Annotated in this window: 16 protein-coding genes and 1 tRNA gene; 13 read left to right on the top strand and 4 right to left on the bottom strand. The window is 32.9% G+C overall.

The window, feature by feature from the left end:
* Positions 1–99 precede the first annotated feature (99 nt).
* From GKZ88_RS19475 to GKZ88_RS19440, 8 genes are all read left to right on the top strand, one after another.
* Positions 100–1,791 (top strand): ribulokinase, encoded by a 1,692-nt coding sequence (locus GKZ88_RS19475; protein WP_155103988.1) that lies wholly within the window; start codon positions 100–102, stop codon positions 1,789–1,791.
* A complete protein-coding gene (locus GKZ88_RS19470; protein WP_155103987.1) occupies positions 1,775–2,476 on the top strand; it encodes an L-ribulose-5-phosphate 4-epimerase in 702 nt (233 codons plus the stop codon). Before GKZ88_RS19475 ends, GKZ88_RS19470 begins: the two co-directional genes overlap by 17 nt.
* 94 nt (positions 2,477–2,570) lie before the next feature.
* Positions 2,571–4,079 carry an L-arabinose isomerase gene (gene araA, locus GKZ88_RS19465; protein ID WP_142449965.1) on the top strand — a complete coding sequence of 503 codons (1,509 nt, stop codon included), beginning with the start codon at positions 2,571–2,573 and terminating at the stop codon, positions 4,077–4,079.
* A gap of 106 nt (positions 4,080–4,185) precedes the next feature.
* Positions 4,186–5,370, top strand: a complete 1,185-nt coding sequence (locus tag GKZ88_RS19460; RefSeq protein WP_155103986.1) for an aldose epimerase family protein — start codon at positions 4,186–4,188, stop codon at positions 5,368–5,370.
* A gap of 210 nt (positions 5,371–5,580) precedes the next feature.
* The gene (locus tag GKZ88_RS19455) at positions 5,581–6,348 is read left to right on the top strand and encodes a hypothetical protein (protein WP_155103985.1); all 768 of its coding nucleotides are present in this window, start codon (positions 5,581–5,583) and stop codon (positions 6,346–6,348) included.
* A gap of 174 nt (positions 6,349–6,522) precedes the next feature.
* The gene (locus tag GKZ88_RS19450) at positions 6,523–7,158 is read left to right on the top strand and encodes a hypothetical protein (protein WP_155103984.1); all 636 of its coding nucleotides are present in this window, start codon (positions 6,523–6,525) and stop codon (positions 7,156–7,158) included.
* 41 nt (positions 7,159–7,199) lie between these two features.
* Positions 7,200–7,670 (top strand): OsmC family protein, encoded by a 471-nt coding sequence (locus GKZ88_RS19445; RefSeq protein WP_155103983.1) that lies wholly within the window; start codon positions 7,200–7,202, stop codon positions 7,668–7,670.
* A gap of 135 nt (positions 7,671–7,805) precedes the next feature.
* Positions 7,806–11,312: a hypothetical protein gene (locus tag GKZ88_RS19440; RefSeq protein WP_155103982.1), complete on the top strand. Its 3,507-nt coding sequence runs from the start codon at positions 7,806–7,808 to the stop codon at positions 11,310–11,312.
* 274 nt (positions 11,313–11,586) lie between these two features.
* Here the strand turns inward: GKZ88_RS19440 and GKZ88_RS19435 are convergent, their stop codons facing one another.
* The 3 genes from GKZ88_RS19435 to GKZ88_RS19425 all read right to left on the bottom strand — a co-directional run bounded on the left by GKZ88_RS19435 (position 11,587) and on the right by GKZ88_RS19425 (position 15,448).
* Complete coding sequence (locus tag GKZ88_RS19435) at positions 11,587–13,035, bottom strand: MutH/Sau3AI family endonuclease (protein WP_155103981.1); 1,449 nt, start codon at positions 13,033–13,035, stop codon at positions 11,587–11,589.
* Positions 13,022–14,296 carry a DNA (cytosine-5-)-methyltransferase gene (dcm, locus tag GKZ88_RS19430; RefSeq protein WP_347343900.1) on the bottom strand — a complete coding sequence of 425 codons (1,275 nt, stop codon included), beginning with the start codon at positions 14,294–14,296 and terminating at the stop codon, positions 13,022–13,024. The genes GKZ88_RS19435 and dcm overlap by 14 nt, the downstream gene beginning before the upstream one ends.
* Before the next feature lie 249 nt (positions 14,297–14,545).
* Positions 14,546–15,448, bottom strand: a complete 903-nt coding sequence (locus tag GKZ88_RS19425) for a helix-turn-helix domain-containing protein (RefSeq protein WP_155103979.1) — start codon at positions 15,446–15,448, stop codon at positions 14,546–14,548.
* A gap of 1,510 nt (positions 15,449–16,958) precedes the next feature.
* On the opposite strand from GKZ88_RS19425, the gene GKZ88_RS19420 reads away from it, so the two are divergent.
* A complete protein-coding gene (locus GKZ88_RS19420) occupies positions 16,959–17,636 on the top strand; it encodes a recombinase family protein (protein ID WP_155103978.1) in 678 nt (225 codons plus the stop codon).
* A 2,092-nt stretch (positions 17,637–19,728) separates the two neighbouring features.
* Here GKZ88_RS19420 and GKZ88_RS19405 read toward each other — a convergent pair.
* Positions 19,729–19,808: transfer RNA gene (locus GKZ88_RS19405), tRNA-Leu, on the bottom strand.
* 301 nt (positions 19,809–20,109) lie between these two features.
* Between GKZ88_RS19405 and GKZ88_RS19400 the strand changes: the two genes are divergently transcribed.
* The 4 genes from GKZ88_RS19400 to GKZ88_RS19385 all read left to right on the top strand — a co-directional run bounded on the left by GKZ88_RS19400 (position 20,110) and on the right by GKZ88_RS19385 (position 23,741).
* Positions 20,110–21,051 (top strand): ribose-phosphate pyrophosphokinase, encoded by a 942-nt coding sequence (locus tag GKZ88_RS19400; RefSeq protein ID WP_155103977.1) that lies wholly within the window; start codon positions 20,110–20,112, stop codon positions 21,049–21,051.
* Between the two features lie 102 nt (positions 21,052–21,153).
* A complete protein-coding gene (locus GKZ88_RS19395) occupies positions 21,154–21,765 on the top strand; it encodes a 50S ribosomal protein L25/general stress protein Ctc (protein WP_155103976.1) in 612 nt (203 codons plus the stop codon).
* 598 nt (positions 21,766–22,363) lie between these two features.
* On the top strand, positions 22,364–22,990 hold the full coding sequence (pth, locus tag GKZ88_RS19390; protein WP_155103975.1) for an aminoacyl-tRNA hydrolase: 627 nt from the start codon (positions 22,364–22,366) through the stop codon (positions 22,988–22,990).
* A gap of 139 nt (positions 22,991–23,129) precedes the next feature.
* Positions 23,130–23,741 (top strand): superoxide dismutase, encoded by a 612-nt coding sequence (locus GKZ88_RS19385; RefSeq protein ID WP_155103974.1) that lies wholly within the window; start codon positions 23,130–23,132, stop codon positions 23,739–23,741.
* The last annotated feature ends 175 nt before the right edge of the window (positions 23,742–23,916 follow it).

Genomic DNA, 23,916 nt, shown 5'->3' with positions numbered 1-23,916 from the left:
ATTATTTGTAAAAATTCAAAGCTCAGTTTTTTTAAGTGTTTATTGTACACTTATAAATGAATTATAATTATATTTGTCATTATTAAAAATGAATTTCGAATGAAAAATTACGTTATAGGATTGGACTACGGAACAGATTCTGTTCGAGCGGTGCTTATCGATACTGAAAATGGCCAGGAATTAGCATCGAATGTTTCTCATTACAAGAGATGGAAAAACAAACAATATTGTGACGCTTCTATAAATCAGTTTCGTCAGCATCCTTTAGATCATATTGAAGGATTAGAAATTACGATTCAAACCGTTATAAAAGAAAGCAAAGTTGACCCGTCTTTAGTTCGCGGAATTTGTATTGATACTACTGGATCTTCGCCAGTTCCGGTTACAAAAGATGGAACTCCATTAGCATTAACAAAAGGTTTTGAAGAAAACCCAAATGCGATGATGGTGTTGTGGAAAGACCATACTTCTATTAATGAAGCAAACGAAATCAACGAACTGGCAGTAAGCTGGGGCGGAGAAGACGTTACAAAATATGTAGGCGGTATCTATTCATCAGAATGGTTTTGGGCAAAAATCCTTCACATTGCAAGACAAGATGAAGCGGTTAAAAATGCAGCGTATACTTGGATGGAACACTGCGATTTAATGACGTATTTATTAATTGAAGATAAAGATCTAAAAACATTCAAAAGAAGCCGTTGTGCAGCAGGACACAAAGCGATGTGGCACACCGACTGGAATGGATTACCACCAGTTGAATTCTTAGAAAAATTACATCCGTATTTAGCGCAACTTCGCGGTAATTTATACGATGAAACCTATACTTCTGATTTAGCAGCAGGAAATTTAAGCAAAGAATGGGCAGACCGTTTAGGGCTTTCGACAGATACCGTTGTAGCTGTTGGAACTTTTGATGCGCATTCTGGAGCAGTTGGAGCTAAAATTGGAGAAAACACTTTAGTTCGTGTTATGGGAACTTCAACTTGTGATATTCTAGTTGGTTCTTATGATGAAGTAGGAACAAAAACAGTTCGCGGTATCTGCGGACAAGTTGATGGTTCTGTAATTCCGGGCTTTATCGGTCTTGAAGCAGGACAATCTGCTTTTGGAGATTTATTGGCTTGGTACAAAGAATTATTAATGTGGCCGACGGAACATTTATTAGGTACTTCATCTCTTTTAAATGAAACTCAAAAAGAACAATTAAGAGAAGAATTCAGCGATAAATTAATTGTTGAATTAACAAAAGAAGCAGAGAAAATTCCAGTTTCAGAAAGTCTTCCAATTGCCTTAGACTGGATCAACGGGCGACGAACTCCAGATGCCAATCAAGAAGTAAAAAGCGCGATTTCAAATTTATCTTTAGGAACAAAAGCGCCTCATATTTTCAAAGCTTTAGTAAACGCAATTTGTTTTGGAGCGAAGAAAATTGTAGACCGTTTTGAAGAAGAAGGTGTAAAAATTGATAGCGTGATCGGAATCGGTGGTGTTGCTCGTAAATCTCCTTTCATTATGCAGACTTTGGCTAATGTTTTAAACAAGCCAATTAAAATTGCAGCTTCAGATCAAACTCCGGCTTTAGGAGCAGCAATTTACGCAGCAGTTGCAGCGGGAATTTATCCAAACGTAATTGAGGCAAGTCAAAAAATTGGAAGTGATTTTGACGGAGAATATTTCCCTCAATTAGATAAAGTTGCAGCGTATAACAAGTTGCTTATCGCTTACGAACAATTAAGTGTTTTTGCAGATCCAACCATTAAAATATCTCAAAATGAGTTCTCAGTATAAAGATTTAAAACAAGAATGTTACGAAGCCAATATGCAGTTAAATGCATTGAATTTGGTGGTATACACTTTTGGAAACGTGAGCGCCGTGGACAGAAAAAATGGTGTTTTTGCCATTAAGCCAAGCGGTGTTCCTTATGAAGATTTAAAACCTGAAGATATCGTAATTGTCGATTTTGATAATAATGTTATTGAAGGAACCATGCGTCCGTCATCAGACACAAAAACGCATGCTTATTTATATAAAAACTGGCCAAATATTGGAGGAGTTGCGCATACACATGCCACTTATTCAGTTGCTTGGGCACAATCGCAAAGAGATATTCCAATTTTCGGAACAACACATGCAGATCATTTGACAGTGGATATTCCGTGTGCGCCCCCGATGGCAGATTCTCTTATCGAAGGAAACTACGAACACAATACCGGAATCCAGATTTTGGATTGTTTTAAAGAAAAAAATCTTTCTTATGAAGAAGTAGAAATGATTTTGATAGGAAATCACGGCCCGTTTGCATGGGGAAAAAACGCAGCAAAAGCGGTTTACAACAGTAAAGTTTTAGAAGTTGTGGCAGAAATGGCGTACTTGACTTTACAAATAAACCCAAACGCACCAAGATTAAAAGATTCATTAATAAAAAAACATTACAACCGCAAACACGGAAAAGATTCGTATTACGGACAGTAATTTAGATAAAAGATAAAAGAATAAAGAACAAAGATTTTCGGCATTTCAAAACTTGAAACTTGAAACAAAGAAAACCTGAAACAAAATAAAAAACATGATAGACATTTCTCAAAAAGAAGTATGGTTTGTAGTAGGAAGCCAAGAATTATATGGTGAAGAAACACTTAGAAAAGTAGCAGAACATTCACAGATTATTGCAAAAGGATTAGACGCTTCGTCTTCGATTCCGGTAAAAGTGGTTTACAAAGATGTGGTAAAATCGCCTTCGCAGATTTTAGATGTTTGTTTGGCTGCGAATTCAGAGAAAAACTGTATCGGAATTATCGCTTGGATGCACACTTTCTCTCCAGCAAAGATGTGGATTGGCGGACTGAGTATTTTGAAAAAACCATTATGTCATTTACATACACAATACAATGCTGAAATTCCGTGGGGATCTATCGACATGGATTTCATGAACTTGAATCAATCGGCTCACGGAGATCGTGAATTTGGTTTCATTATGTCAAGAATGCGCAAAAAACGTAAAGTTGTGGTAGGGCATTGGGAAGATGAAAGAGTTCAGAAAAAATTAGGAATCTGGTCAAGAGTCGTTCTAGGATGGGACGAACTTCAAAACCTAAAAGTAGCTCGTATTGGAGACAATATGCGTGAAGTTGCCGTTACAGAAGGCGATAAAGTTGAAGCTCAAATTCGTTTTGGAGTTTCAGTAAACGGATTTGATTCTTCAGATGTTACCAAACATATTGAGAAAGTTACAGACAAACAATTGGCAGATTTATTAGCAGTTTACGAAGCTTCTTATACTTTAACTGATTCTTTAAAAGAAGGCGGCGCGCAAAGAAGTTCTTTAGCGGAAGCAGCAAAAATTGAATTAGGTTTAAGAGCTTTCCTTGAAGAAGGAGGTTTTGGTGCTTTCACAGATACATTCGAAAACCTTGGAGTTTGGAAACAATTACCAGGAATCGCAACACAAAGATTAATGGCCGATGGTTATGGTTTTGGTGGTGAAGGAGACTGGAAAACCGCTGCAATGGTAAGAGCTTTAAAAGTAATGAACATTGGATTGGAAGGCGGAACTTCTTTCATGGAAGATTACACGTACCATTTCACACCACAAAAATCATACGTTTTAGGATCACATATGTTGGAAATTTGTCCATCAATTGCAGATGGAAAACCTTCTTGCGAAGTGCATCCGTTAGGAATTGGAGGAAAAGAAGATCCAGCTCGTTTGGTATTCAACTCTCCTGCAGGAGATGCAATCAATGTTTCTTTGGTAGATATGGGAACACGTTTCCGTTTAATTGTAAACGAAGTTGAAGCGGTTAAACCAATGGCAGAATTACCAAAATTACCAGTTGCCAGAGTTTTATGGGATTGTAAACCAAATCTTGATATTGCAGCAACAGCTTGGATTTTGGCGGGTGGAGCACATCACACGGTTTACAGCCAATCATTGACAACAGAGTATATGGAAGATTTCGCTGATATCGCTGGAATTGAGTTATTGGTAATCGATGAAAAAACGACTGTAAGAGATTTTAAAGATAAAATCAACGCAAACGAAGCCTATTATCATTTGTTTCAACACGGACTATAAATTAGTCAAAAGTCGAAAGTCGTAAAGTCCGAAAGTTTTAGTTACTTTGAAGAAAAGACTTTATGACTTTTGACTTTAAGACTTTACTAACCAAAAATAACCACTTATGAATGTATTAAAACGTTGTGTTTTCGGTCTAAGCCTTTTGAGCTTGGCAGCAGTTTCAGTTCAATGTAAAAGCGATAAAAAAACAGATGCAGAAAAAATTGCAACTGAAGGAAAAGATTTAGTTACAATTGAAAAATCAGAGTACGGAACAACTGCAAAAGGAGAAAAAGTTGAAAGTTATAAACTGAAAAACCAAAATGGGATGGAAGTTGACATCATCACTTTTGGTGGCAGAATTACAGATTTGAAAGTTCCTAATAAAGAAGGCGTTTCTGAAAATGTAGTAATCGGATTTAGTTCTTTGGCACAATACGAAAAAGAAAATCCTTTCTTCGGAGCTTTGATCGGAAGATATGGAAACCGAATTGCAAAAGGTAAATTTTCATTGGATGGAAAAGACTATCAATTGGCAATAAACAATGCACCAAATGCTTTGCATGGCGGTCCGCAAGGATATTTTAATGTTGTTTGGAAAGCTGATGAGGTTAAATCTGGCGAAAACGCTTCTTTAAAATTATCTTATGTAAGTAAAGATATGGAAGAAGGTTATCCGGGAACTTTGAAAGTTTTTGTGACGTATACATTGACAAATGACAATCAGTTAGAAGTTTTGTATGAGGCAACGACTGACAAGAAAACAGTTGTTAACTTAACACAGCATTCGTATTTCAATTTATCTGGAGATTTTACAAAAACCATCTTAGACCACGAATTGACTTTAAATGCAGATAAATTAGTTCCGGTTGATGCGACTTTAATTCCGACAGGAAAATTAGACGATGTTGCTGGTACGCCTTTCGATTTCAGAACTCCAAAATTAATTGGAAAAGACATCAATGCTAAAAACGAGCAGTTAGAAAGAGGAAAAGGTTACGATCATTGTTGGGTATTGAACAATCCTGAAAAAGGAAAAACAATCATTGCAAAAGTATACCACGCAGCAAGCGGAAGAGTTATGGAAATGACAACTGATGAACCTGGAATTCAGTTTTACTCAGGAAATTTCCTTGACGGAACTTTACCAATGCGTAATGGCGGAACTTACGCTCACAGAACCGGACTTTGTCTAGAAACGGAACATTATCCAGATTCTCCAAACCAGAAAAATTTCCCAACAACGGTTTTAAACCCGGGAGAAAATTATAAAACTAAAACAACCTTTAAGTTTTCTGTTCAAAAATAATTCTTTTAGAATTTGTTTAGTTAGTTCTAATTCTCTGAAAAACCTCGAAAGCTTAACACTTTCGAGGTTTTTTTGTAGAAAATTTATCTATATTTGATAGGTGGCACAAATATTTTTGTATCGCTTTACGTGGAGGTTGGTTTTTAGATGTGGCAGTTTCAATAAGTAGAATTTTTTTGTATTTAATAAAGAATCTAAATTTTTAATTATATGATAAAGAAAATACTCCTGTTAATTCTAGTCTTGACATTTGTAAGTTGCGAAAAGGTTGATGATGATACTCGCAAAGACTGTTCTTCAAACTGTACAACTATAAGAGGCAGATTTGTGAGCGTAAATGATGAGCCTGTTGCCAATATGAATGTATCATTAAATTATAGAATTAGTGGTGGAGAATTAGGTGGTGGCTATACTAGGAAAATAGTAAATCTGAAATCTGACAAAAACGGAAATTTTGACCAAAACTTTTATATTAAAGATTCGGAATTAGGAAGAAAGGAAGATGGTTATTTTGATATTGACATCACAGATTCAAAGATTGATGTGACCAAATATATTAGACAGGATAATTTAATTGGAACTACTACTACGGTAGTTAGTTATCAAATTTATTCAATAACAAACAGGGATACAATAATCAATATAGATTATTATGTTCCCAAAAAAGCCTTTATAAAAGTAAATCTAAATAACTTTATTCCTAAAGACAAAGAAGATTTTTTTGAAGTACAGACATTGTACCCTTTTGGGCCAAACATTGGAACTAATACTTTTTTAGATTCTAAATACTCAACTGGTTTTAGCGGTTATGATACGTTTAAGGCAAAGCAATTAAACACGGTGTTAAATGTTTTCGTTGCTGAAGGAGAGAAAAATGTTATTCGTGTTTTAAAAAGGAAAAATGGAAAAAGTAGTAGTGAAGATTTCCCAATAACAATTCCTCCAAATAATACAATTGAATTAACATACGAGTACTAGTAAAATAGCTACGGGACTAATATAAAAACATTAAGTTCAAGATAAAGAAGATGTTTTAGAATTTGCTTAAGAATACTATAAGAAACCTCGAAATTTAAATGTTTTCGAGGTTTTTTTATTTCGATCATTCTGCTTTACATTTGAAGGATTGTTTAAAGATTTAAAAACTTGATCATGAAAAGAATAATCATTTGTGTGCCTATTTTAATTTTATTTATTCAAAGTTGTCAAAATAAGGATAGCAATCAGTTAAAAAGCGGCTCTATCGTTAAAAGTGATTCAGTAAACAAAGAAGAGGTTAATTCTGGTATTAATGCAAAAGAGGAAATCGAATTAGTCAAAAGTTTCATGAAATGGTATATTAAAAATGTAAATACATTATATAAATTTAATACTATTGGAGGAGGAGCGAATGTAGCTGAAAACGAAGAACCGCAAAATTATTTTGTAAATTTCAGTGAGGTTGAAAAATATATTGTTGAGTTAAAAAAAAGTGGTTTTTTGACAGAGAACTTTCTTAAAAATGAAAAGCAAATATTTATAGAAGGTGAAAAATATTTTAAAGAAAATCCGGAGAATGATGGACCACCTTATGGATTTGATTATGACCGTTTCTTTTTTACCCAAGAAGCTTTTGAAGAAGATCTTCCAAATATTGACAAAAGTAAATATGTTGTTAATCAAAAGGGAGAATTTAATTCTGAAGTTAAGTTTTATCTTCCTATATGTGGGATCACTTATAAATATTCTTTGAAAAAAGTAAATGAGAAATGGTTTATTGATAAAATAGAATCTGTGGATACACTTTAAATGTTTAAAAGGAAGAATTATTTATCATAAATAAAACAAGTATGTCGATTAAACATTTATTTAAGGCACAATTAAATTGGATTTCAAAAACTGAGGAATTATCTAAAAGATTCTACAGCAAAACCCATCAAATTAAAATTGAAGGAAAACCAACTTTAGACGTTTCAGCAGCCAAAGCTTTCAAAGGCGATCCGTCGTTATATAATCCTGAAGATTTGTTGTTAAGCAGTTTGGTTTCCTGCCACATGATGTCCTATTTATATGTTTGCTCTCAAAATGGAATAGAAGTTCATGAATATTCAGACAATGCCGAAGCAACACTCGAAGTTTCTCCAGATGGAAGCGGACGTTTTGTTGAAGTAAAATTATTTCCGAAAGTGAAAATCTCAAATCCAGATCAAATAGAATTGGCTTTAGACTTACATTTTAAGGCAAATCAATTATGTTTTATTGCAAATTCTTGCAATTTTCCGGTTTTGCATGAAGCGAGTTGCGAGGTTTTAAATATGTAAGTGTTTTAAGTTTGTTTAGTGCAGGAATTTAAATTCGCTAATATGTTTGCTTTAATTAATTTTTATTAGGGGTTTTTACTGTTAAAACAACGAGAATATTTGAATATATTGCAAACAAAAATAGATTCCAAAACCATGAGTAAATCAAAGAATGAAGATTCAAAGGAAAGTAATTCACAAGAACCAAATACAAAAAAAACATCAAATTCAATAGTCTATACTATTTTTAAAGATAAGCCAATAATCATTTTTAGAAAATTTGCTTTTTGGTATAAAAGAAATTATTTGCAAAATAAATTTTCGAATGAAGATAACTTAAAAGATTTTTCTCCTGTTATACTTGATGATAATGAAGACAAGTATAGCGATATTATGAAATTTAGTGTTGATAATCCAAAAGTTAAGAATGTGGCACTTACAGGATCGTATGGTTCTGGGAAAAGTTCAATTATCTCAACGTTCGAAAACAAATTTTCAGAATTGGAATGTTTAAATATTTCTTTAGCAACTTTCGATGGTAAGCAACTTAAGGATATTAAAGCAATTGAACTATGTATACTTAAACAATTGTTTTATAGCGTTGAGCATGATACAATTCCGGAATCACGTTTTAAACGAATTGTCAACCAAAAATGGGTTAAGACAAAGACATTCCTTTTTGCGCTTTGGTTAATTTCCCTCTTATATGTTTCTGGAAATAAGTTGTTGTGCGAAATTTTTTACTCTCAAAATTATCAGGAATATATTAAACTAATTTACCTAATTATTTTTAGTTTAGGAAGCTTTTGTGTTTTGTATATATTAATGAATTTTGTTTTAAATTTTAAAATTAGTAAAATTAAATTTAGTGAAGTTGATGTAGACAATAATCAGGACAAGAAAACCATTAGTTTTGAAAATGAGATAGATGAAATTCTTTATTTTTTTGAAAGGAAAAAAATAGAGGTTGTTTTTTTTGAAGACCTTGATAGGTACAAGGAAACTTTAATCTTTATTAAATTAAGAGAGATTAATCAACTAATTAATAATTACGAGCCAATTAAAAAAAGGGGCAAAGTTACTTTTATATACGCTGTTAATGATGATATTTTTAAAGAAGACGAAAGAACTAAATTTTTTGATTTTATAATTCCTGTAATACCTATTATAAATTATACTAATTCCAGTAAAACCTTAATCGACAACATTTCAGGTGTGGATAAAACATTTTTGGAAGAAGTTTCAAGGTATCTAACTGATAAAAGACTTTTGAACTCAATAATCAACGAGTATACTGTATATAAAAAAGTTTTGGGAGAAGAGTTAGCAGGTGAAAAATTATTAGCCATAATAGTTTATAAAAATGTAGAGCCTGCTGATTTTGAAAATCTAAATAATCGTAAAGGATTTGTATATAATCTTTTTAGAAATGTAAGTACATTATTCGCCGAGAAAATTAAACTATTAGAAGAAGAAATTACAAATTATGAGAAAATAAAGGATGATTCCCAAAAAGAAACTCTTAGTAATATTTACGAGTTAAAAGCTTTATATATATTTAAATTTTTTGATTTAGTTGATAAAAAAGGTTTGTCAAATAAAGGAATGCCATATTTTGATGAAAGATTATCGGTAGCAAAACTTGGTTCTGACGAGAAATTTGAGATTTTTAAGGAAAGTAAAAATATCACTTTGATAGGTGAATATTCTATAAAAACGGAGACAGGTATTTCATTTAAAGATATTGAAACTTCATTTGAAAATAAAAAATCTTATGATGAACGATTAAAATTTATTTTAAATAAAGAAAAAAGCAATTCCTCTCAATTGAATCAAAATATCGAAAGAAGGAAAGCTGAAATAGCCAGCTATTCTTCAAAACGATTGAAAGACTTAATTACATTAAGTTATTATGATAATTGTTTAAATTTCGATTGTATTGATGGAATCTTTAAAATTGAAAAGAAGAAAACACATGTAATCAATAATTATGATCTGGTTAAATATTTAGTTAATGAAGGATATATTGACGAAGATTATGAAATTTATATTTCGAGAAAAGATGGCAATGTCTCTAAAGTTGATACTGATTTTCTATTGAGTTTTACTAATAATAGACCCTTAGCTTTCGATTATAAATTAGATGATATTAAAGCTCTTCTGAGTCAAAATAAAATTAAAGAAGCGAATTTTTCGAAGGATTCAATCATGAATTTCAGCTTGTTAGACTATGTAATTGAAAAAGGGAAAGATCAAAAGTCTTTGCTTATAATTAATCACATATGCAATAGAAGTGCTCAATTTGTAAAATTCATGGATGGATATGTGCATTATGGAAGCAGTAATAATGTGAATTACTTCTTTAAAAAAGTTTGTAATTTAAAAGATGATTTGATAGATATAATTTTTGTAAAGGGAAATTTTACAGAAGAGAAAAGAATGAGTTATGTTAGACTATTTTTTATCAATTTTGCCAGTGAAGAAATAGTTAAAATGGATTCTAACAATGTATTGACAAATTATATTTCTGAGTTTGATGATTTAAATGTATTTCACGATCCTTTAATTAGCATTGTTAAAGTTAAAGATTTTATCATTAGTAAAAATGTAAAATTTTCTAGTTTAAAAACTGCAGAAAATGAATTTACTCCCTTTGTTTATCAAAGTAATTATTATCTGATTAATGAAAACATGATTCGATTTTTTATTATGGCATATTGTTCAGATATGAAATTTTCTGATTCATTAGATAGGCCTAATTATACTGCAATATTAGAATCGGGTTGCAGTCCATTAATAAATTACATTAATGATAATATTTCAACTTATTATAACAATGTTTATTCTAAATTAGAAGAGAATAATAATGAAAGTGAAACTGCCTTATTAAAATTATTAAATGAAGAGTCTTTAATAGATTTTAGAGAGGAAATCTTACGCAAAAATAAACATGTTATTAATGATATCAATGAAATTCAAGATAAGGAATTTTGGAATATTTTAATAAAAGAGAGAAAACTCGCTATTAGCTGGGATAATATTTTGGCATATTTTGTTAAGTGCGAAAATATAATTGATGAAGATTTATTTGACTTTTTAAACAACTCTGTAAATTATTTACAACTTATTAATGATGATTTTGACCTTAAGGGAGACGCAAGAGCTTATCCTTTCTTTGTTAAATTTGCCAATAGTAGAATAAAACTTGAAGCTTTTCAGTTTTTGATAATTTGTTTTCTATCAATTGAAATTAAATTAAAGGATTTTGGTAGTGTTCCGACTGATAAAATGGAGTTGTTAATTGATTTCAAGTTTGTTGAAATGGATAAGCATAGTTTCGATTTTATTAATAATGGATACAATGAATTACTGTTGAAATTTATCAAAGAAAATAAAGAAAAGTTTATTGAGATTTTAAATGAACTGTCTCTTGATAAAGAGACAATTTATAAAATAATACGATCAAGTGATTTCGATGATATTTTGGCAACTTTTATAATTTTGATGGGAAAACCATATTCTGAAATTTATGATCAACATATCGTGGAAATCGAAAACAATCCTTTTAATACTGAATTTGCACAATTACTAAAAAGCAAAAAAGTAATTAGAAATTTTAATACGGAGGATAATTTAATCTTTTTAAAGATTAAGGGGAAATAAACTTAATAATCAAAAGGATTAAAAATTTACATCGTAGAAGAATGATATGATGTTTTGTTAGCGTCAATACTAATCGATTTTTAATACTTTGAATTGGAAAAGCACATTGTTTTTTTAAAATAGTTGAGCTTTGGGATAATATAAAACCAAAAAAACCTCTTCATTGCTGAAGAGGTTTTTGTACCCTTTACAGTTGAATTGTCGAACCTTTTTATTGAGGATTTGAAGAGATTATCGTATGCTTTCAATAAATTAAATAAAACAAAAACTTAATTTAAGCCTTGATTTTTGATTCTATAAAGCTCTTATTTAACCAAAAGCTTTGCCAAGAGATTCTAATTTTATTTCCAGTATATTCATAGTAAGGCAAATCTATATCATCAGAATTTTGAGCGTGAGGACGTATGTGTATGATTTCTGTACTGCTAGATTTTAAGAGGTTGTTTTTTTGTCTTGGTTTAGAACCATGCATAACAGTTTCTACTTGCACTCCGTTTTTAACAATTTCCTGAGCTCTCTTCCATTCATCTTCAATAGTGGACAATTCAGCATCAGAAGCTTTCCAGTAAACTGATTCTCCAATTGTCCATGTTTTCCAGTCTCTGTATCTTTCTTCTATTTTGCCATCTTTAAGATACTTTTCTTTCTCCTTAATGATAGTGATAAAAATGAACCCATTAGATATGATGTTTTTAAAAACTGCTTCTCCTTCTTCTTCATCTTCATCAATATCCCATTTCTCAACGATTAAATCTACTAAACTGAACTTTGGAAAAGACATTGCTTCCCAAGGCTTTTTTTCTGGGTCAACAGGAACTGTTTTGATTTCGATACCATTCTCTTCCAGTTCAAGTATTTTTTTGTTGTCAGCAACATTTAGTACCCTATTGATTAAAAGACGAAAAGACGATTTTGCTTTAGGAGAAAAATCCACTTTATACTTCTTTACTACAGCTTCTAAGTTTTTTCCTCGCAGTTCATCATTAAGTTTGTTTAAAACATAATCCTCTGGAGTAATTTCTGCTACTAAATTTAATGATGCATATTTTTGCTTTTGTATTTTTTCTTCATAAAAGAATTTCATGTAGCTATGCTTTAGACTATAGCTTCTTTGTTTTGCTCTTGCTAGTTTATCCTTACCATAAGGAATTAACTTGCCACTTCCAGATGTACATGCTCCTAAAATTTTCCCATCACCTTCAGAAATACTTTCGGCAATTTCATCAACAACTTTCAGCTTAATTTGTTCCCAATCTTCTTGGACTAGATTTTCATTTTCATGCTCAATTTCGTAAAGAAGAGTTCCTTTAAAAATAAATTCTTCCCAGTCAAGATATGTCTTCCCAGTTGGATGTTCATAGAGAAGAAAAAGCATCTTTTCCATTTTCTTCCTTACTTCAGAAGTAGTCCATTGTTCACTAGTAATGGTATTATAGTTTAGTGATTTAATTTTAGACCTTTCCTTCGGTTGAATCTTTTTACTTATTTCTCTTAAAGGAAGAACTTTCAATTCTACATTAATACCACGAACATCCGCTTGAGGATTAGAGTTTGGAGCATTCCCTATGATTGCTTCTAGTACTTGACCCGCAATTCCCTTGTTGGGGGTAAGAATTATTTCGGGATATGTGGCAGAAATATAATCATGTAAATCCCTTAAAGTGCAATTTTCAAAATTTCTATAAAATTCCTTTAAATTGTCAACGCTTTCAAAATCTTCCATCTATCTTTTTTTGTAGTGATATGCCTAATTTTTCAATAACTCCAACAACTAAAGCATTTCCCATAAAAAATGCTCTTTTGGTCGGCAAAACACCAGCTAGTTCCGTATGATTGTCGGGAAACATATTTAATCTCTCTAATTCAATTGGTAATAGCCTACGATATCCATTTGCGGTGTTAATTACATGCTTAAATCTAGAAGGCGACTTACCTCCTTCGCCTGTTATTATTGTTCTGGCAGGCTTGTCTAAAGAGTCAGGAAAACTCATACTACCTTCACTATATTTGTATTCAAAGCCCTCAGCATTGACTTTTGAATGACTTTTTGCTCCTTTAAGATAAGTCCATTTCTCAAGCTCTTCTTCATTAATATAGTAATCTTCTTCAACTCTATCTGATAAAACAATATCTCTAAGGGTAACATACTTATCCTCATAACTAGGTACTGATTTTACAGTTGTAACCTGTCCATTAATCATAATACCAGTATTCTCAAAAGAACTTTTTTTCCCGCCTTTGTTAAATTCATTAGATATATTGACAATATCGTTATCTAATTGAAAAACGTTATAACTTTTTTTGTTATCAATTGAAATAGGAAAAGAATCTGCTATTGTTCCTTTTTCAAGAATCCATTCTAATGAATCCGATTCCAACATTTGATTGAAAGTTTCCGAAGTATTGTGGTATGCTAAAATGAAAATTCTTCTTCTTCTTTGTGGCATGCCGTATTCGGCAGAATTAATTATTCTCCATTCAACAGCATATCCCAATTCATTTAAACTTTGTAGTATAATTGCAAAATCCCTTCCTCTTTGACTGGATGGAGAAATTACAAGCCTATCAACATTTTCAAGTAGTAAGTATTTTGGTTTGATTTCCTTCTCATTTAGAATTTTATGAATTGACCACCACAAAACCCCTTTTTTTCCTAGTAATCCTTTTGAATTTTTTAAAGTTGTTGCTACCGAATAATCTTGGCATGGAAATCCTCCTACTAGCAAATCATGGTCTGGTATCTTGCTCACATCAACAGAAGCAATATCTTCATTGCTATGATTTAATTTGCCCCATCTATTTTCATAAACCATTGAAGCATGCTGTATTTTAGTTGAAGGCTCCCATTGATTACTCCACACCACTTCGTATGAAGAGTTTACTTTTTGTTTATATAAGCTAGATGCAGATTTACCATTCCATCCCTCTAATCCAAGTCTAAATCCACCAACACCAGCAAACAATTCCACAACTTTAACCTTCATAACCATTTATCTATTTAAAAAATTTATTCGATTCACAAAAGTATTCAATTAGTAACAATTTATACGAATTAATAATTTTGAATTTTATTTATACTATTAATCTTTTCGAATCGTGCATCGCACGATCCGTAAAGATTAAATTATATTTTTTTCATAACAATATAACCTATCTATTTAAAAATGGTATTATCAATATTCCCAACCCTTTTTAAAGTACACTCGGTATCAATATTAATTGAATTGTTATTCTTAGTCATTATATTTTTGGTCAATTTCTCGACCTGCTGTTTTGCTAATGTGATGTGTTATAAAGGTTTTGGCTTCAATTTCATCATGGGTCTTGTTGTATTGTGCATCAATAAACCATTGCAATACCTTCTTATGAGTGTCTTTGCGTTGGTTAACAGTTCCCCCTGTCATTTTGTTTTCAATTATCTTAATGCATTCCGTTTCAGTTATTCTTGATGGTGCAACTGGTACGGGTTCATTGATGATAAACCTTTCTATTATCAGATTTATATTTTCAACGTTTAGCTGGTCGGCACTTTTAAGTGTGCCATTAGCAATTGCAGTCTTAAAATACTCAATGCAATTTGTAATATCAACGTCCTTGTCGTTCATAATTGATTTGTCAATCTCATCAAAAATTAAATTAGCATAGTCTTTTAAAACTAGTGGTTTAACATCAGATTCAACCGTTAGGGTTGAATCATGTATTGTTTGGCTTACGTGTTCCGTTGATGATATTTGCTCGGATGGGTCGTATGTGTTTTCCACCGCTGGGGCTTCCAATTCTGGCGTTTGCTTGGATTGTTGGTTTAGGTTTCCGTATTCGCTTATTTTATATGTCCACATGTTGAAGCGTTTATCTACTTGGGTTTGCATGATATACCCAGCCTTTTTAAGCCTTTTGATTGATTTACCTATGGTATCATCGCTACACCCAAATCGATTAGCATACGTCATAACATTAAATATGTAAGTATCGTCATCGCTTAGGATGCTAATAAGTAGCAACTTATCGAAATGGGTTAGGTTTTTATTATATAGGATTGTGTTTGATACTAGGCTGAAAGTTCCTGCTTGTCTTTCTTTTACATGAAATGTTATTCTATTGTACTTTTTTTCTTGGGTTGGTTTTTTCTTTTCCATCTTGTGGGGCTTTATCTTAGCGTTATGATTTTAGTCGTTGACCTAGACTAAGAGCTGGGCAGGTGTCGACTCCTGTTTATCCCAGCACTAGGGATTTTAGTTGAAGCGGTTTACTCCGCTAGTTATATTCAAGTATAATGATACTCATTGATAAGGTCAATACTTATTGAAATAAACTGGTAGGTACAGGTTGGGTCGTTGAAGTGTTATTTATGATAAGACATCCATGACCATCATAACAATCAATGATAGCGCAAAGTAGCGGTATTGTAAGTGGCAAGAAAATTTACAATACCGCACATCTACGGTATTGTAACAAACCCACTAAAATCAGCAATACCGCAAAACAAAATACCGTAATATTGCGGTACTTAACTATATAAGTTATTGCTGTCGGAAGTAGACAGCGGATAACTGAGAGACAAAGAAAGATATGTCTTATGTGGTCTTGATGACCACAAAGACAAGTTAAAGGATAAGACAATACTCCAACACAAATCGATTCATCCAACTCAAAGATTATCAAACTAACTTCAACGAAAGGAAAAGGCTAAGTGCAAAGATTATCTACTGGAGGAAACTCCCCACGTACCAGTTAAACACAAAGGATAGACTAGCAAGGCTGGCACAGTTGCACAGCAAGCCTAGGTGTAAAGATTGTCAATACTATTCCAACGAAAGGAAAGACCAACTGCAACACACTTCAACGTAGAGAGAATCCAGCTCTGGTCAATAGCACAAACTGCGCATAGCCCCATAGGAGGCAATATGCTCTCAAGTCTTGCTATTACTGAGATTAAGCTCTTATTTTTCTATAGGATATTAAGTAACATATATGATAGAGGAATGAAGAGAGAGTAATCAAACCTTATCAGCTATTTCATGTACCTTTAAGTACCGTATTGCGTTCTGATAGGGCTACAGATGCTCCTGTAAAAGCGAGGGGTCACGAAATGGAGCAATGTACCTCAACAGACCACTGCGTGACCATGAAATCCCCCCTCATCCCTGCAAAAACAAGGATTAAGAGGGTTAGTTACCTCCGAACCTTATACCCCAAAATGTACACATTGCTTCCCCGTAGCTCTGATTTGTCCGTAAACTACGCTAACAAAATCGATGAAAAAAATTCTGGACACAAATTTCTGAGAAAAATTTCTGAGAAAAAAATCCGATTCCATTTTAGACCATATTTATGGTAAAAGAGAACATGAAAATAGTAATAAGCTTATCCCAACTAAAACAAGTACTTAAAACCCAAGCTGTCAAATATCCATTAACATTCAAAGCGATGAACTTCACGGAGCAGGAACTTGAAGAGTTTTCACGATTGATACAATCCAAAGAACGAGGCTAACACCTCGTTTTTTTGTGCTCCAGAATGACCTAAAAACCTGTGAGCCCAGGAAATCCAGGATTTTTCTAGGATAGTTTAAAAAAAACCTGGACTATTGCAGTGTAATAATTCATAAACGGTCGTCTAAGATTTATTACATTAAAAATTGAAGCTATGAAAAAATTTGTGTCTTATTATCGTGTTAGCCGAAAAGAACAGGGAATTAGTGGTTTGGGATTGTCTGCTCAAAAAAACTCAGTCGTAAAATATGTAGAATCACAAGATGGTGTCATTATTAATGAGTTTACTGAAATTGAAACAGGAACAAATAAGCGTGAACGTATCGAAATCCATAAAGCAATTCAATTGGCTAAAAATGAAAATGCTGTTTTGGTTATTGCAAAATTAGACAGATTAGCAAGGAACGTAAGTTTTGTAAGTTCTCTCATGGATGCAGGTATTGAGTTTTTGGCTGTAGACATGCCATCAGCTAATAATTTTACAATCCATATTTTTAGCGCTCTGGCGGAACAAGAAGCGAAGCTTATAAGTTCCAGAACAAAACTCGCATTAGCCGAATTGAAGAAGGGTGGTTCTGTGCTTGGGAATCCAAAGAACCTTAATGATGAAGCAAGAACCAAAGGACTTGCAGTAATCAAAGAAAATGCTATTAACAACGATAGGAACAGACAGGCACAGTCTGTTATTTTAAGTTGCAAAGAAAAAGGTATGAGTTATAGAGAGATAGCCAAATACCTCAACGAGCTAAATTTCAAGACTCGTTATGGAAATCAATTCCTTGCTCCAACTGTGCATCAATTATACAATAGAACAATACTAAAATCAGCTTAATATAATTTTTGTTGGAAAAATAGTTGGCATCACTTAGAATAAAGTAGTAACTTTGTATAAGTTCCTTAAAAAGGTATAAACTGACTCTTAAATCAGCTCTTTTTTAGAAATTTACTCAGAAACGTATGAGGGCAGTATTTTACTGTTTAGGCGATAATCATATCCAGTCCACTTTGTATTCCAAAAAGTGGTTTCAGCAAAAAAACAATAAAAACAATTTTTTAGACAAACATCTTGTCTAATTCGTCGTGATCCTTATTTCTTTGAAATAAGGATTATGCGAATAATTTATCCAAACCAGTTTATGAGATTGATTTGGACGAGGTCTTGCTGTGACCAAAAATAACGAGAATATTCCACCGTCAAATTAAAAAATAGGAAAATGACGACTGAGAAACTAAGTGTTAAGTATAACTGAATGCAAAAAAATATTAAATAAAAAAGGAATAAGCTACACGGATGCAGAAATAGAAATTATCCGAAATGCACTATATAAATTGGCAGAGGTGTGCCATAAAATAATTAAAAATCAAAATAATGAACAAAATAAATAACGACGGAGAAAATGTTATACTCTATTTGAGAGTTAGCACCGATGAGCAGGCTAATGGCTTTAGCTTAGATTACCAAGAAGACTCTTTAAAAAGATTTTGCCTTGTAAGAGGTTATAAAGTGTTAGCAATTTATAGAGAAGACCATTCCGCAAAAAACTTTAAGCGTCCAGAATGGAACAAGCTTCAAGCATTTGTAAAAGGTAACAGAAGAGAAGTAGATAAAATACTATTTGCAAAATGGGATAGATTTTCTAGAAATATCCATGAAGCATTTAATGTAATTTCTCAATTTGAAAATATGGGAGTTGAAGTCAATGCGGCTGAACAATGGTTAGAGCCAGATAATCCAGACAAAATCATTCTTTTAAGTTTTTACTTGTCGATTGGGGAAGCTGAACGTAGAAAAATAGCAAACAGAACAAAAGATGGTACTTATCAAGCTAAAGTAGAGGGATATTATGCAAGTAGGGCTCCTTATGGGTACGATAGTCATCGAGGAGGAAGAATAAATCAAAGAGGCGTTTTTAAAGGAAAAAGGTCTCTTCTTGTTCCAAATGGCAATGCTCATTTTGTTACTAGAGCTTTTAAAGAAGTAGCTATGGACATTGAATCGATTGAAACTACTAGAAAAAGACTTGTAAATGATGGGCTAAAATTAGGAAAAAGTTCATTTACTGAGATGTTGAAAAATATCGTTTATGCAGGTAAAGTTATAGTTCCTGAATATAAGAAAGAAGTAGCTAGAATTGTGGATGGAGTGCATGAACAATTAATTGATATAGCAACCTTTGAAAAGGTACAACAAGTATTTAGTGGCAAAAGATGGCATGGTTTAAAGCCTAGTCATGAAAATTTTGAATTCCCAATGAGAGATTTTCTTACTTGTGAAGTTTGTGGTCGTCAAATCACTGGTAGCATGTCGAAGGGTCGAACTAAAAAATATGGTTATTATCATTGTCGTGAACAATGCAAGACAAGAGTTTCAACTGTAAAAACACACGCTAAGATTTCTGGTCTGTTGGGAAATCTTAAAATAAATGAAAATGTTAAGGATTTATTTGCGCAAGTTTTAAAAGACTCTGAAGCGCAAATAAGCGGGAATAAAGCTATTCGTCTAAAAAACAGAATTGAGCGTAAGCAGACATTACTAAATCAACTAGACAATGCTGATGATATGAGACTTGCTAATGAATTGCCCGCTGATAGATACAAGAGTATAGTTGAAAGATATAATACTGAACTAAGGGATATTAATATGGAAATTGAGGTTTTAGAAGCGGATAGTGATTCTATAAAGCAGTATGTAAGTACAGGTTTGGAACTTCTTACAAGTTTAGATATTGTGTTTGAAAAAAGTGATTATGAATGCAAAAGAATATTGATGGGTTCTTTATTTACGGGAAAATTAATTTTCAGTAATGAAGATTGTCGAACCACTAATGTGAATGAAGTATTAAGTACTTTTAGTAGAGTTAGCGGGGGTTTAGAGGAAATGAAAAACGGTCAAACCGTTAAAAAAAACAGTTTGACCGTTAATGTACCCGGAGCCGGAGTCGAACCGGCACGGTTTCCCACAGGTGTTTGAGACCAGCGCGTCTACCAATTCCGCCATCCGGGCTTAGCAGACGAAAAAAAACAACTAATAAATCAGTTATTTTAACGCAATAGAATAAGTAATTATGATGTCATAACTGTGCTTATTCCTTTAACACGGTGCAAATGTAAAAAATAAAATTAAATCAACTACTAAAAATACTTAAATTTTTCCTTTCAGTGTCCAATAAATTTTATAAATTTGCACCTCGTTAAAACGACGCACACACAACTAACTACACCCGAGGCATTTATATTATTTTGCTTTACCCAAAAAGGTGAAGCTAAATTGTACAAGGGCAGCGGAGCAAAAACAACAAATTATAATGTCGCACCTAGAACCAGAAGCTAAAATTTTTGCTTGTTCACAAAGTGTTTATCTTGCAGAAAAAATTGCAGAACAATACGGAATTCCGTTAGGAAAAGTAACGATGTCAACGTACAGTGATGGAGAATTTCAGCCATCTTACGAAGAATCAATTAGAGGATTACGCGTTTTTATCGTGTGTTCAACTTTTCCATCGGCAGATAATTTGATGGAATTGTTACTAATGATTGATGCTGCAAAACGCGCATCAGCAAGACATATTACAGCTGTTATGCCTTATTTTGGTTGGGCAAGACAGGATAGAAAAGACAAACCAAGAGTCCCGATTGGAGCTAAGTTAGTTGCTAACTTATTAACTGCAGCCGGAGCAACAAGAATCATGACAATGGATTTGCATGCAGACCAGATTCAAGGATTCTTTGAAAAACCAGTAGATCATTTATTTGCATCTACAATCTTTTTGCCTTACGTGCAGAGCTTAAATTTAGAAAATTTAACTATCGCATCTCCAGATATGGGAGGATCAAAAAGAGCATACGCTTACTCTAAGTTTTTAGAATCAGATGTAGTAATCTGTTACAAACAAAGAAAAGCAGCCAACGTTATCGACACTATGGAGCTGATAGGTGAAGTAAAAGGCCGTAACGTAATCTTAGTAGACGACATGATCGATACAGGAGGAACTTTAGCAAAAGCAGCCGACCTGATGATCGAAAAAGGAGCACTAAGTGTAAGAGCAATTTGTACACATGCCATATTATCTGGCAGTGCATATGAAAAAATTGAAAATTCGAAATTAACAGAATTGATCGTAACTGATTCAATCCCGTTAAAGAAAGAATCAAATAAAATAAAAGTAGTGAGTTGTGCACCGCTTTTTGCCGAAGTTATGCACATGGTGCACCACAACAATTCCATCAGTGGAAAATTCATAATGTAATAAGCAATAAGCTTTATTATATAGTGAAGAAAAAGCCTAAAGCCTATGGCCTAAAGCTTACAGCAATTTAGAATATTTATTTAATAACTATATTTTTTTACAATGAAATCGATTACAATTAAAGGATCAGAAAGAGAAAGCGTGGGCAAAGTGTCAACTAAAGCCTTACGTAATGCTGGAGCGGTTCCTTGCGTGTTATACGGAGGAAATCAAGCAGTACACTTCTCAGCAGACGCTGCAGCGTTCAAAAACTTGGTTTACACTCCAAACGCACACACAGTTGTGATTGAGCTTGGAAAAGGAAAATCATTCAATGCAATTTTGCAAGACATCCAAGTTCACCCAGTATCTGACAAAATTTTACACATTGACTTCTTCCAATTATTTGATGATAAAGAAATCACAATGGAAGTTCCTGTAAAAATCGTTGGTACATCTAAAGGTGTTCTTGCGGGAGGTGTTTTACGTTTAAACACTCGTAAATTAAAAGTTAAAGCTTTACCAGCAAATCTTCCTGATTTTGTTGAAGCTGACATCACTCCACTTGAAATGGGTAACAAATTATACGTTACTAAAGTTGGACAACCGGAGTACAAAATTATGCACCCAGACAACACTGTTGTTGCTCAAGTAAGAATTTCTCGTGCTGCTATGAAAGCTGCTCAAGAAGCTGCAAAAGCTGCAAAAGCTCCTGCAAAAGGAAAGAAAAAATAATTTTTTTCAAATCAATACAAAAAGCCTCAATCTTTCGATTGGGGCTTTTTTTTTGAGGTTCTAAGATGCTGAGGTTCTAAGGTTCTAAGTTTTTTTTTAATAGGAGAGGGCTTCGACTCCGCTCAGTCTGACAAATATTAAGCGTGTCAGGCTGAGCGGAGTCGAAGCCTTTTTTTTGAAAGGTTCTGAGGTTCTGAGATTCTAAGGCTCTAAGTTTTCTTCTGTCAGGCTGAGCGCAGTCGAAGCCCTTTAAAGACAATTATTTAATTGCCACATCCTCTAATTATCTAATTGTTTTTTTTAGAAGCAGAAACGCTCCGTTTTTTTCAAGACGCGACATTCCTGCCATCCGCTATATCTTTTCATCCGCTAAAAAGCGGATAAAAAGGATGCCGCTTCTGTCAGGGCTAGTGAGAAAATATCTTTTTTATAAGATTCTAAGTTAGTGAGATTCTAAGATGCTAAGAGAAAATCTTTATAATCTGCTAAATCTGCGAGAAACATTTTCTTTGCGAACTTTGCGGTTAAATTACGACCAGTAAATAATTATCTAATTTTCACATTGGCAAATTATTTAATTAGTTCTATTTTTGCAAACATGATAAAATGGATAACAAAACTGTTTTCATCAACACAAAAAGAAGAGAACATAGATAATATGAAGAAATATCTAATAGTAGGTTTAGGCAATATAGGTGCAGAATACGTAAACACCAGACACAATATCGGATTTAAAGTGCTAGACTTTTTAGCCCGAAAAGAAAGTCTTTCATTCGAAACAGTAAAATTAGGCTCACTTGCAGAATATAAATTTAAAGGAAGAACTTTTTTTCTTTTAAAGCCAAATACCTATATGAATCTCAGCGGAAAAGCAGTAAAATACTGGATGGACAAAGAAAATATTCCGTTAGAGAATATATTTGTCATTACCGATGATTTAAATCTTCCTTTCGGAACTATTCGCATCCGAAAAAAAGGAAGCGACGGAGGTCATAACGGACTCAAAAACATCAACCAAATATTAAACACGCAGGAATACACCCGTTTTAGATTCGGAATCAGCGATGAATTCAAAAAAGGACAGCAAGTTGATTATGTTTTAGGTGATTGGGACGAAGATGAAAAAGCAAAAATGCCAGAACGTTTAGAAGTAGCATCTGAAATTATAAAATCTTTTGGAACAGCCGGATTAGAAAATACGATGACAACTTTCAACGGAAAGTAAAGATTTATAAGTATTTAACTTTTAAAAAATCGATTTATCGATTAATTTAATTGAATTATAACGAAATAGTATTTTCAATTACAAAGTTAAATGTCTAAATTTGGAATAAATTATTATAAACCATAAAAATCCTAATATCATGGCTTTTGAATTACCACAATTACCTTATGCATATGATGCATTAGAACCACATATTGATGCTCGTACGATGGAAATCCACCATACAAAGCACCACAATGCATATACAACAAATCTTAACGCTGCAATTGCAGGAACAGATTTAGAAGGAAAAACAATTGAAAACATCTTAATCAACTTAGATAAATCAAACGCAGCAGTTCGTAACAACGGTGGAGGTTTTTACAACCACAACTTATTCTGGACTGTAATGTCTCCAAACGGAGGCGGATTGCCAACTGGTGATTTATTAGCTGCTATCGAAACTTCTTTTGGAACTTTCGAAGAATTTAAAGCAAAATTCGCTAAAGCGGGTGCAACACAATTCGGTTCTGGATGGGCTTGGTTAACAGTTCAAAAAGGCGGAAAATTAGAAGTTGTAGGTACTCCAAATCAAGATAATCCATTAATGCCAGAAGTTGCTGGTAACGGTGGAACTCCAATCTTAGGAATGGATGTTTGGGAGCACGCTTACTACTTAAACTACCAAAACAGAAGACCAGATTATATTGAAGCTTTCTTCAGCGTAATCAACTGGACAGAAGTTGCAAGAAGATTTGCTTTAGATAAATAAGAAGATAGAGTAAAGAATAAAGAAAAAAGACGGACACATCAGTGTTCGTCTTTTTTTTTATCTGTTTTTTTCGGTCTTTACTCTATGTTCTATTCTCTAAAAAAAGAAAAATAAAAAAGGCGGAATCTCTTCCGCCTTTTTTGCCCCAAATCTACCATAAACTTAACCTACTAAT

This window comes from Flavobacterium sp. LC2016-01 (assembly GCF_009711135.1).
Lineage (GTDB): Bacteria > Bacteroidota > Bacteroidia > Flavobacteriales > Flavobacteriaceae > Flavobacterium.
Note: the sequence above shows the minus strand (reverse complement) of the source record. Positions and strands in the feature narration are given on the sequence as shown.